Source organism: Cyanobium sp. BA20m-14 (assembly GCF_024346295.1).
On sequence record NZ_JAGQCR010000115.1, the window covers coordinates 1 to 9,912 of the forward strand.

The 9,912-nt window shown below is 61.9% G+C and carries 21 protein-coding genes and 2 pseudogenes; 1 reads left to right on the forward strand and 22 read right to left on the reverse strand.

Annotated elements, in window-relative coordinates:
- The 18 genes and pseudogenes from KBZ07_RS11300 to KBZ07_RS11385 form a co-directional block, all read right to left on the reverse strand.
- Window positions 1-481, reverse strand: a pseudogene (locus KBZ07_RS11300) (polysaccharide biosynthesis protein); the annotation flags it as partial.
- Between the two features lie 272 nt (window positions 482-753).
- Complete coding sequence (locus KBZ07_RS11305; protein WP_254931708.1) at window positions 754-1,122, reverse strand: type II toxin-antitoxin system RelE/ParE family toxin; 369 nt, start codon at window positions 1,120-1,122, stop codon at window positions 754-756.
- Complete coding sequence (locus tag KBZ07_RS11310; protein ID WP_315860166.1) at window positions 1,119-1,364, reverse strand: type II toxin-antitoxin system ParD family antitoxin; 246 nt, start codon at window positions 1,362-1,364, stop codon at window positions 1,119-1,121. The genes KBZ07_RS11305 and KBZ07_RS11310 overlap by 4 nt, the downstream gene beginning before the upstream one ends.
- 101 nt (window positions 1,365-1,465) lie before the next feature.
- Window positions 1,466-1,828: a hypothetical protein gene (locus KBZ07_RS11315; RefSeq protein ID WP_254931710.1), complete on the reverse strand. Its 363-nt coding sequence runs from the start codon at window positions 1,826-1,828 to the stop codon at window positions 1,466-1,468.
- Window positions 1,829-2,007: 179 nt separating this feature from the next.
- Window positions 2,008-2,400, reverse strand: a complete 393-nt coding sequence (locus tag KBZ07_RS11320; protein WP_254931728.1) for a hypothetical protein — start codon at window positions 2,398-2,400, stop codon at window positions 2,008-2,010.
- A gap of 106 nt (window positions 2,401-2,506) precedes the next feature.
- A pseudogene (locus tag KBZ07_RS16320) lies at window positions 2,507-2,701 on the reverse strand (DegT/DnrJ/EryC1/StrS family aminotransferase); the annotation flags it as partial.
- A gap of 23 nt (window positions 2,702-2,724) precedes the next feature.
- Window positions 2,725-2,802, reverse strand: a complete 78-nt coding sequence (locus KBZ07_RS11330) for a type II toxin-antitoxin system YafQ family toxin (protein ID WP_254931727.1) — start codon at window positions 2,800-2,802, stop codon at window positions 2,725-2,727.
- Window positions 2,774-3,007: a type II toxin-antitoxin system mRNA interferase toxin, RelE/StbE family gene (locus KBZ07_RS11335; RefSeq protein ID WP_254931711.1), complete on the reverse strand. Its 234-nt coding sequence runs from the start codon at window positions 3,005-3,007 to the stop codon at window positions 2,774-2,776. Before KBZ07_RS11335 ends, KBZ07_RS11330 begins: the two co-directional genes overlap by 29 nt.
- The gene (locus KBZ07_RS11340) at window positions 2,994-3,422 is read right to left on the reverse strand and encodes a hypothetical protein (RefSeq protein ID WP_254931712.1); all 429 of its coding nucleotides are present in this window, start codon (window positions 3,420-3,422) and stop codon (window positions 2,994-2,996) included. The genes KBZ07_RS11335 and KBZ07_RS11340 overlap by 14 nt, the downstream gene beginning before the upstream one ends.
- A 10-nt stretch (window positions 3,423-3,432) precedes the next feature.
- Window positions 3,433-3,594 (reverse strand): hypothetical protein, encoded by a 162-nt coding sequence (locus KBZ07_RS11345; protein WP_254931713.1) that lies wholly within the window; start codon window positions 3,592-3,594, stop codon window positions 3,433-3,435.
- A gap of 338 nt (window positions 3,595-3,932) precedes the next feature.
- Window positions 3,933-4,253 (reverse strand): hypothetical protein, encoded by a 321-nt coding sequence (locus KBZ07_RS11350; RefSeq protein WP_254931714.1) that lies wholly within the window; start codon window positions 4,251-4,253, stop codon window positions 3,933-3,935.
- Window positions 4,246-4,521 (reverse strand): hypothetical protein, encoded by a 276-nt coding sequence (locus KBZ07_RS11355; protein WP_254931715.1) that lies wholly within the window; start codon window positions 4,519-4,521, stop codon window positions 4,246-4,248. Before KBZ07_RS11355 ends, KBZ07_RS11350 begins: the two co-directional genes overlap by 8 nt.
- 127 nt (window positions 4,522-4,648) lie before the next feature.
- The gene (locus KBZ07_RS11360) at window positions 4,649-4,951 is read right to left on the reverse strand and encodes a hypothetical protein (protein WP_254931716.1); all 303 of its coding nucleotides are present in this window, start codon (window positions 4,949-4,951) and stop codon (window positions 4,649-4,651) included.
- Between the two features lie 70 nt (window positions 4,952-5,021).
- Window positions 5,022-5,228: a hypothetical protein gene (locus tag KBZ07_RS11365; RefSeq protein ID WP_254931717.1), complete on the reverse strand. Its 207-nt coding sequence runs from the start codon at window positions 5,226-5,228 to the stop codon at window positions 5,022-5,024.
- A 122-nt stretch (window positions 5,229-5,350) separates the two neighbouring features.
- Complete coding sequence (locus KBZ07_RS11370) at window positions 5,351-5,686, reverse strand: hypothetical protein (RefSeq protein ID WP_254931718.1); 336 nt, start codon at window positions 5,684-5,686, stop codon at window positions 5,351-5,353.
- Window positions 5,687-5,824: 138 nt separating this feature from the next.
- A complete protein-coding gene (locus KBZ07_RS11375) occupies window positions 5,825-6,118 on the reverse strand; it encodes a hypothetical protein (protein WP_254931719.1) in 294 nt (97 codons plus the stop codon).
- Between the two features lie 277 nt (window positions 6,119-6,395).
- A complete protein-coding gene (locus tag KBZ07_RS11380; protein ID WP_254931720.1) occupies window positions 6,396-6,785 on the reverse strand; it encodes a YdcF family protein in 390 nt (129 codons plus the stop codon).
- Window positions 6,786-6,809: 24 nt separating this feature from the next.
- A complete protein-coding gene (locus tag KBZ07_RS11385) occupies window positions 6,810-7,064 on the reverse strand; it encodes a hypothetical protein (protein ID WP_254931721.1) in 255 nt (84 codons plus the stop codon).
- A gap of 40 nt (window positions 7,065-7,104) precedes the next feature.
- On the opposite strand from KBZ07_RS11385, the gene KBZ07_RS11390 reads away from it, so the two are divergent.
- Window positions 7,105-7,263 carry a hypothetical protein gene (locus KBZ07_RS11390; protein ID WP_254931722.1) on the forward strand — a complete coding sequence of 53 codons (159 nt, stop codon included), beginning with the start codon at window positions 7,105-7,107 and terminating at the stop codon, window positions 7,261-7,263.
- A gap of 121 nt (window positions 7,264-7,384) precedes the next feature.
- Here KBZ07_RS11390 and KBZ07_RS11395 read toward each other — a convergent pair whose 3' ends face one another.
- The 4 genes from KBZ07_RS11395 to KBZ07_RS11410 all read right to left on the reverse strand — a co-directional run.
- Entirely contained in the window at window positions 7,385-7,954 is a 570-nt protein-coding gene (locus tag KBZ07_RS11395; RefSeq protein WP_254931723.1) for a YdcF family protein, read from the reverse strand.
- Window positions 7,951-8,568, reverse strand: coding sequence for a hypothetical protein (locus KBZ07_RS11400; protein WP_254931724.1), 618 nt, complete (start codon window positions 8,566-8,568; stop codon window positions 7,951-7,953). The genes KBZ07_RS11395 and KBZ07_RS11400 overlap by 4 nt, the downstream gene beginning before the upstream one ends.
- A complete protein-coding gene (locus tag KBZ07_RS11405) occupies window positions 8,568-9,551 on the reverse strand; it encodes a glycosyltransferase family 4 protein (RefSeq protein ID WP_254931725.1) in 984 nt (327 codons plus the stop codon). Before KBZ07_RS11405 ends, KBZ07_RS11400 begins: the two co-directional genes overlap by 1 nt.
- Window positions 9,551-9,912: hypothetical protein (locus KBZ07_RS11410; RefSeq protein ID WP_254931726.1), on the reverse strand; the 362-nt coding region annotated here is incomplete at its 5' end. The genes KBZ07_RS11410 and KBZ07_RS11405, both read right to left, overlap by 1 nt.

Here is a 9,912-nt window from a genome sequence, read left to right on the forward strand (position 1 = left end):
CGGCGCCGGCGCCATAGATCGCCACCTGAGGTCTATTGTTGCTTGGGGTGTGGTTGGCCCGGAGTAGCAAGTCGCGCAGCACAAAGCGCGTGCCGCCAGTAAGGCCAGTGAGTAGCAGCCAGAGCAGGGGCCAGCTACTGCGGGGAGGCATCAGAACCGGCAGCAGGGTGCCGAGTAGATACACCAGCACCACCACGGCGGCATTGCGAGTAGCTACCGCGTAGAGCGCGGTGCTGCTCACATAGCGGGTGAGGCCACGGTATTGGCCGGTGAACGCGTAGACGCTGAGGCCGACTGTTAACACAGCTGGGAACAGCCAGAGGCTGGCTCCGAGAGGTTCGCTAAAGGGGTGGGCCGTGCGCAGCCAGAAGCTCAGCCAGATCGCCAGGGGGATCAGCAGCACATCGATCATGCCCAGCAGCAGGCGGCGGCCCAGGGGAGGGAGCTCCATCAGGGCGCGACGCAGGGCGGGTCTTCGCATCAGGCCAGGCATTCAGGATCTAGTGCTCTTGGGGGGGGAACGGGGAGGGAGGCTGTCCGCCGGATTGGGTTCACTGCTTGGGCATAGCCATCAGCAACTCGGCCATGGCCATGGGGGGGATCTCGGAGTTAGGTGGGTTTGGGGCATAGGGATTGCTTGGGGCGGCACTGAGCAGCCGAGGAACAACAGCTCTACCAGCCAAGAGCGTTTTCAGGGCAAAGAGCGCAACGACAAATGCTCACCTTGCCGGAGGCGAGAACCATGGATCGCCATCAAACCTGGGAGCTGTTTTGCAACAGGCGCACCAACATGTGGCGCTGGTGGTCTTGGCCACCAAAGAACACGGCCAGCACCTGGATTACCCGCTGCTCAGCGCGTGGGCGAAACCAATACACAGCACGATCGAGAGCCAGGTGACGAAGGCCAGGCAGGAGATCGTCGTGTGATTCTCCACAAAAGGGAGCTGGGGCCAACCGTTCGGCGGCAGTGATGATCGCCTCGATGCGCACCTGTGCATGCCGATTTGCCTCCGCCAGTGGTTCTCCAAAGCCGCAATAGGCCTGTGTGAGGTACTCGGTGATCAGCACCAAATCGTTAATTGCTTCTGCGGCGAAGACCACCGTCCACGGAGCCTCGCTCATCGGGGCTGGGCCGCCAACCTGGCCCGCAGTTGATCGGCAGAGATGAAGGACCCATTGGCGCGCTGCTTCAGCAAGACCTGCAAGGCGGCTCGATCGGCTTGGGCATCAGCCTCCTGCTGCTTCAGCAGGTCAAGGCCTTGCTGCAGCACAGCACTCACGGATGGGAAGCGACCAGCGCTCACCAACGCTTTGGCAAAGGCATGCTGATCTTCGCGGAGAGACACTGAACTCTTGATGACCACTTGAGCACCACCTACACGCCGTCTCAAGTGTGACTGAGTAGCACCAATCGGTCAAGGGGCCGCGCCAGGCGCCTGGGATTACCCCGGTAGGGCCAGGGGGCTCAAGCCATTCCCCCGTACTCCTCCAACAGCGAGATCACATCTCGGACTCGCCTGGCGTTGCGTTCGGAGGGGTCGAGCTGGTGTCGGAGCTGAACAAGAGAGCATCGATTTTGGAGTTGAACTCGATCTCTCTCAGCTCGTAGTCGACAACGGGTCGCCAGTTCAGCAACTGCTTCGCAGAAGCCTGCGGCTACGCCAAGCAGCGGCGGAACCAGGACAATGAGGAGTAGAACTCCGATCTGCTGATTGAGGGCGACGGCGCCGATGAAGGGGATGTGGACATGGCTGTAAGACGAGAAAAGAGTGATCAGCGCCAGCAGGCCGCCTAGGGCCAGGGTGATCCAACCCTGGATGTCGAACAAAAAAACCCTACCCACGCCGAGATCTCGCCGCTCAGCTCATAATACACCTGTACTTCTCAGCGGGGGGGCGCCCTCGCAGCCACCAGATCGCTTCCAGGGCCAGGCCAGCCAGAGCCCTGCAGCCGAAGTTCCAAGCAAAAGGGCAACAAGCACCTGGGGGCGCTTCTGGCCTAATAGCACTAGCGGCAAGCTCGCTTCACCACAGCTCGCACCACATCCGCGTAGCTGGCCATCTGCTCAGGGGTGATGTTGGGATGCACCAAAAACATCAAGCTGGTTTGACCAAGCAAGCGGGCTACAGGTAGGCGCTCGGCGGGAGCAAGACCTGCATCCTGGAAACACTTTTCCAGATAGATCTCGCTGCAACTGCCGGAAAGGGCGGGATAACCAGCTCCTGTGATCTCAAAAAAGATGCGATCGCGGCTCCAGCCTTGGGCAAGGGCATCAGGCTCCACGAAGACATAGAACTTGTCGGGCAGGGGTTGAAGCTGGATGCGGCCGATGGCGCTCTGGAGTTCGGTGAGGCGGAAGTTGGAGCTGTAGCCGCAGGCCCGCGAAGCGGTAGCGCTCATGGAGCCAGCGAAAGCCAGGTGGATGCTCGCGGCCGAACACGGCCCCCTGGGTTTTGCCGTGTTCCTTAAAGGCCCACATGGCATCCCACAGATCTGCGCGGGAGGTGGTCACCATGCCGCCTTCACCAGCGGTGCTGAGGGTTTTGTCTTGGCAGAAGCTCCAGGCGGCCACATCGTCGAAACTGCCAACAGATTCGCCGTGGCTGAGGCTCGGCATCGAACTGGGGCAAGGGAGCGATGAGAGAAAGGGCCGGTGAAGAAGTGCGGTGAGCCGGAAGATGAGAACGCATGGGAGGCTCATCGCCAATACCTCTTGGCCAGGACTCAAAGCGACAGCTCGCTGTGCGATCCCAGACGAACAAGCCGAAGCACCTCACCTCCCTGGAGCTGATAAATAAGCACCAAATCCGGGAAGACGTGACAGTCGCGATATCCCTTCCAAGTTGGCTCTGAGCTGATGGTCGCGAAACCAGATTGGGAGAGGCTGTTCGGCCAGAAGATGCCCGATCACCTCTTTGAGGCGGGCATCCAGCTCCGAGCCGTAGACACTTTTGAAATACTTTTTATAGTCTTTTTTGAACTGTGTTGAGCGTTCAATCGTCCGCATGCAGGTCGGCGAACAACTGTTCAATGTTCTCTGCGGTCACTCCTCGCCCCTCGGCCAGCTCTTGCATGGCTTCAAGAGTGCCAGCATTTGGGCCCAGAAGATCGAGAAGGCTGAATTGGCCCCCTGCCAAAGCGAGATAAACCTGGTTCACGAAAAGCTGTTCGGACAGTCCAGAAGCAGTTAGCTGTCGCAGCACATTGGCGCGAATGTCGCTGTCGAGACCATTGAGGTCAATCGTTGCTGGTGTCATACCGAAACCTCCTTCATGCCACATTAATGCCGCTGAGGGTTCAACACCCGCGCCGGCGAGGCGGGAACCGAGGCAGATGTGCGAGGCGTAGCCGGCCATCGGCTCAGGTGTGATGGTGGAATGCACAAGGAACATCAAGCTGGTCTCACCCAGTTCACGAGCCACCGGCAACCGCTCAGCAGGGGCCAGACCAGCCTCCTGAAAGCAGCCCTAGGGCTGCGATCTCGCTGAGGATGTGGACATGGCTGTAAGACGAGAAAAGAGTAATCAGCGCCAGCAGGCCGCCCAGGATCAGGGTGATCCAACCCTGGATGTCGAACAGAAAAACCCTACCCACACCGAGCAATCGCCGCTCAGTCCATGATACGCCTGTACTGGTCAACAAGGAGGGGAGGGCGCTTTCGCAGCCACCAGCGCATCCTGCCGGAACCAAAACCTGGGCCACCTGCAGCCGGAACAACACCTGAGCCGCTTTCACCAGGCCGCAGGCCTAAACCCCCTACACCCCACAATCGGCCAGTTTGCGGGCAATAACCTTGGGAACCAGCCAGGCGCCTGCGTCCTAGTCGCCCGCTAGAGGCTGAGGTGCCTGCTCTGGCATCCATGCTTCCTTCACCGGCGGGGATATTAGGAGTCGAACTGGGGTGCAGTTTGCTGCAGCCTGAAACTTATGAATCATTTCCTCCCGTAGGTCGCGTCGTGATCCGGGGCAATGGTGAGTAGCCGCATGTACTGACCCTCACGATGAGCTGTTGCCCTGCGTGAACTGCTAATCCGCAAAGAGTAGACGGCATCGATTCCAGCCGGTGGCTTAATGCTTGTGATCTTCTCCCACTTGATCCCTGGGTCGCGATAGAGCTGGTTCCAGGTGAGCTGGCGGATCTTGTTGAGGGTGTCGAGTGCCGCATGGCGCTCAGCCTTCTGCAGCGTGAGCAACTGCTCCTGAAACACCGGGTTGTTCAGATCCAGACTGATGCAGCCTTCATGCTTAATCACAGCCAAGGCGCGTCAGGGTTTCATCCAGATCGGCATCCGCTGGTGGGTGACTGGCGGACCAGACCATCGCAGCCTGCAGGGCTGCTGCGGCAGCGGGTTCGTGTAACCAGCGCTCATTGTCTGGAATCACTGTGGCGGTGCGAACGATCCAGACACCCGGCTCAGGCTCTTCCACAAGAACATGGCGGCCGGCGTACTGCTTGCCCAGCGAGATCTGGCCATTGCTGCCGACGAGCTTGATGGCGGGCGGATGGAGCGCGGAAGCCATGGCGAGCGAGGGCGGCAGCATTCAGTCTATCGCGACTTTCGTGCGGCACCAATAGAGGAGTTGACCTGAGCGCCGCGGCAGGCATGGGGACTTCAAGCCATTCCCCCGTACTCCTCCAGCAGCGAGATCACATCTCGGATTCGCCTGGCGTTGCGTTCGGAGGGGTCGAGCTGGTGTCGGAGCTGAACAAGATTGCACTGAGCTTGGCGTTGAGCTCGGCGAGCCGCTCGTTCTCGCTCTTCAGCTGCTTCATTCGCTGCTCGTGCTCGATCTTCCTCTGCTCGTGTGCGATCTTCCTCTGCTCGTCGTCTTTCCTCAGCTGCGCGTCCTCGTTCTCGAGCTGCCTCATCCGCTGCTCGTGCGCGATCTCTCTGCGATCGAACTCGATCTCTCTCAGCTCGTAGTCGACAACGGGTCGCCAATTGAGCAACTGCTTCGCAGAAGCCTGCGGCTACGCCAAGCAGCGGCGGAACCAGGGCAACGAGGAGTAGTAGGCAGATTTATCGAAACAGCCTTTGCTGATTGAGGGCGACGGCGCCGATGAAGGGGATGTGGACATGGCTGTAAGACGAGAAAAGAGTGATCAGCGCCAGCAGGCTGCCCAGGATCAGGGTGATCCAACCCTGAATGTCGAACAAAAAAACCCTACCCACGCCGAGCCCTCGCCGCTCAGCCCATAATACACCTGTACTGGTCAGCAGGAACACGGCGCGGGGCGCACATCAATAGTGCTTGCCCTCGCAGCTGCAAGCGCATCCCGCCGGAACAAGGGCCTGGCCATCCGCAGCTGAAAACTCCCCAACCAGCAGAGCCCTCACGACCTGCAGCCCTACACCCCACAATCCGCCCGCTTGACGGCCAACGCATCATGCGCCAGCCAGGCGCCGGTGCTCCCAGTGGCGCGCCAGAGGGTGAGGCGCAGGGCATCCCGAAACAGCTTGCGGCGTTCAGCGGAGCTGGGGGTAGGCCAATCAGCCGGGCCAACGCGAATGCCATGGCTGCCAAGGGCAATGCGAGGCGAGGGCTGGTGGCGCAACCAGTGGGCGAGGGCGGTGATCTGGGGGCGGTGTCGTGCGCGGGGGCAGCGGATCAGCAGGCGCTCCCAGGCTCCTACAGCAGTTGCTGCCGGTAAAGCTCGGCCTGTTTTGGGCGGGTGGGCGGCCATCGAGCACCACAAGCAGATCCACAGCGGGCAGGTCCTGATCGGCCAGCCAGCGAGCTGGTGCTGGGGCTCGGCACGATGGCGCAAGAAGACTGGGTCATGAGGGGGCACCGCCAGCGAGATCAGCGAGCTCGGTGGCAATCAGCTGTAGGAATCTCCTGTGGAGGGGGGTGGGGTCGAGCCAGACAAGTGCTCCCGCTCGAAGCGCTCGAGCCTGGAGTTGGCTTGCTCGAGCCGAGCGATCTCGATCTCGAGCTGTTTCATCCGCTTCTCGTGCTCGATCTTTCTGTTCTCGTACTCGATATCTCTGCTCTCGTACTCGATCTCTCTGTTCTTGCGCTCGATCTTCCTGTTCTCGTGCTCGATCTTCCTGCGCTCGAATTCGATCTCGCGAATCTCGTATTCGACGACGGGATGCCAATTGAGCCTCGACAACCAGCGTCGCCAGCGAGGCAGCGAGGACAGAAACTCCGATTTGCTTATTGAGCTGGAGGGTTGGGCCCCAAAAGAAGTGGACATGGTCATAACCCGTGAAAAGTGTGATCAGGGCGAGCAGAAGGCCGGCAATGAGTGTGATCGAGCCCTGAAGGTCAAATCCCAAAACCACAGTAGCCAGCCCAAATCCTGAACACAGGCTAGTACAAACAAACTGTCAAGGCATCCGTGGAATTACGGAAAGCCCTAGCCGGGTGCTGCCAGGCCTACACCCCTACTACACCCCACAATCCGCCCGCTTGACGGCCAACGCATCATGCGCCAGCCAAGCGCCGGTGCTCCCAGTGGCGCGCCAAAGGGTGAGGCGCAGGGCATCCCGAAGCAGCTTGCGGTGCTCGCTAGGGCTGGGGGTAGGCAAATCGGCAGGGCCAACGCGAATGCCCTTGCTGCCGAGGGCAATGCGGGCAAGGACTACGGCGCGGGCGGTGTGATCAGGATCGGTGGCAATCCACACCCGAGCAATGCGGGGCGAGGGCTGGAGGCGCAACCAGTGGGCGAGGGCGGTGATCTGGGTGGCGGTGTCGAAGCCCTGGAGGAGTTCGGGTGTGGGCTGAGGTGGCGGCGCACGTCTGAGGCAGCGCGCAGCAGGACGCTCAGGCCGGCTCATCGGCGAGCTGGGCCAGTTCGGCGACTACAAGAGCGAGGAATCGTCGGTGGAGGACAGAGGGCTCGAGTTGGACAAGTGCTCCCGCTCGAAGTGCGCGAGCCTGGACTCGACTGCTGCGAGCCGCGCGTTCTCGTTCTTGAGCTGCTCGGTTTCTCTCTCGATCTGCTTCGTTCTCTGCTTGGAGGCGTTGATTTCGCTCTCGAACTGCTTCGTTCTCAGCCTGGAGGCGTTGATCTTCTGCTCGACGTCGGGATCCCGTCGCCAGTTGAGCGTCTGCAACCACAAGCGCCACTGAGGCAGCGATGCTCCAGACGCCCCATTGCTGCGGGAGCTGGAGGGCGGCGCCGGCGGGGAGGGCGATGTGGTCATAGGAGGTGAGGAGGGCGATCAGTGCAATCACAATGCCGGCGAGCACTTCGAGCCAGCCCTGGAGATCAAACCAGCCGCAACGGCGACGGGAAGCAGACGTTGCCTCTGAGTCTGGCGCAGTTTCTGAAACGGGGGCGACCTGCGCCACAGCCCGGCAACAACAACGCAACAATCATAGTACATATGTTCGCGTCAAGAGCTGGTTAACGCCACTCGCCGACATACACCCCCTACACCCCACAATCCGCCCGCTTGCGGGCAACAACCTCAGGCGCCAGCCAAGCGCCGGTGCTCCCAGTGGCGCGCCAAAGGGTGAGGCGCAGGGCATCCCGAAGCAGCTTGCGGTGCTCGCTGGGGCTGGGGGTAGGCAAATCAGCCGGGCCAACGCGAATGCCCTGGCTGCCAAGAGCAATGCGGGCAAGGACTACTGCGCGGGCGGTGTGATCGGCATCGGTGGCAATCCACACCCGGGCACTTCGGGGCGAGGGCTGGTGGCGCAACCAGTGAGCGAAGGCGGTGATCTGGGTGGCGGTGTCGAAGCCCTGCAGCAATTCGGGGGTGGGCTGGGGTGGCGGCGTACCTCTGGGGCAGCGGATTAGCAGGCGGTGGGGCGGCTGGGGCAGCGATTGGCCGATGCGATCGGCTGCGGCGAAGCGGCCTGGGCCACCATCCAGCACCACCACCAGATCGCTACCGGTACCAAACGTGGGAACCGGAGAAACAAGCGGAACAATCCAGGGCCAGGCCAGCCAAAGCCCAGAGGCAAGGAACACAACAGCTACGGACAGGGCAGCTTTCACCGCTTCAGGGTCAAGCCTTCTCCGGGATCAGACGCACCAGGTGCCAGTGCCAGAGGGGCGAAACGGGTTTGGAGGCAGTTGAGCACTTCACCTGGGGCCAGGCAAGCGAGCGGGCCAAGGCGAGAGCCGCCAGCCATGGCGGCGTTGACACCGAGTTGGCTGTAGGCGCCGCAAATGGCATCGTGATCGACAACGGCGCCGCTATTCACCAGCACTCCCTGATGGAGAGAAGCATTGGCATTCACCACAGCGCCAGCGAGCACGACAGAGCCAGGGCCGAGATGGGCGGTGGCACTCACGATTGCTCTGGGATGCAGCACCACCCCGAGGGGAGCGGCCACCTGCTCAAGCACCTGCTGCCAGGTTTGACGGAGGGCCGGATTGCCAATAGCCACGACCACTTGATCGGGAGGAGCCTCATCGGAGGCATCAAACAACAGATTCAGGTCCCAGGCGAGAGACAGGGCGCCCAAGACAGGTATTCCGTTCACCAGGGTGCCTGGGGGTAAGGCGTCGTCGAGAAAACCCACGACGTGATCGCCACTGGCAGCATTGGCATCGCAAACGGAGCGGCCGTGGCCGCCGGCTCCAAGGATTAACCAACGCTGGGCCATCAGCTGCGGGATGCGAGGGCAAAGGGAACAGCCACCCTCTGATCTAGCCAGATGCCGAGCAATAGTTCAAAGGCAGCAAGCGTGATGAGCCAAGGCAGGCCACCCCAGAAAAGGGCGAGTGCCAGCACGGCCGTTGCACCGATATACAGACTGGAGACGCGGGCATGGGGCCAGCCGGCCTGATGGAGGCGCTGGAAAAGGTGAAGACGATGGGCCTGAAGCACCTGCTGCCCAGCAAGCAGACGGCGGGGCACGCAGAGGAAGGCGTCGCCGAGCAGGGGGGTGGCCACCAGCAGCAGGCCTAGGGCTTCTGGCCAAGTCGTGGCCTGGAGCACCAGGCCGGCAAAGACGGCGCCCAAGAAGGTGCTGCCGACATCTCCCATGAAAACCTTGGCAGGGCTCCAGTTCCAGATCAGGAACCCCAGCAAGGCACCCACCAAGGCCCAGATGGGCCAAGGTGCTGCGAGCCAGAGGGCAGCCGATGCCAGGGCGACGGCCATGCAGCCGGCCACTAGGCCATCAAGGCCATCCATGAAGTTGGTGAAGTTGATCACGGCGGTCACGGCAATCAACAGCAGGGGCAGCGCCAACCAGGGCAGCGGAAGCGGACTCGCCAGGATCACGAGCACTGCCGTGGCCAGCTGCACGCCGTAGCGCAGGCCGGCGGGGAGGTTGTGGCGATCGTCGAGAAAGCCCACCACAGCCAGCGGCAGGGCCAGCAGGGGCAAGGCCACAATTGCTAAGTGGCTGCCGGGAAAGCGTGGCTGAGCAGAGTAGGCAACACCGAGCCAGCCGATGGCGCTTGCGGCTGAGGCCACCAGCACAAAGCCCACACCGCCACCGCGGGGCGTGGGCTGGCTGTGGGAGCTGCGGGCATTGGGCTGATCGAGCAGGCGGAGGCGAAGGTTGGGTAGCAGCGCACGCAGGAGCCACCAGGCAGCAAAAGCAGCGAGCGCAACCGAGAGAAACTCAGGCAACAGCATCAGGCCAGCGGCAAGACCGGAAAGGGCTGGGGTTCACGGCCCAGCAGCTGGTGGGCGGGGCTGAAGCCAGAAAGGTTGGCGCCCATGCGCAACACCGCTTCGAAGGCCTTGGGCGAGCGGAGCAAAAGGGGAGCAGTGAGGGAAAAGAAGAGGCGGTTTGGGATGGGCAGCAGACGGCAACGGCGCGCTGGATCGCCCGCTGGTTGCGCCTCTTGCAGGGCGCTGATCATGGCGGCGTAGGTGAGGGTGGTGTCGCCACCCAGGGTGATGCGCTCAGGCAGGGATGGATCCCAGCCGGATCCTCGGAGCTGTTCTGCTATGCGAAGCGCAACGGCTGCCAGCTGGGAGGCATGGATCGGCT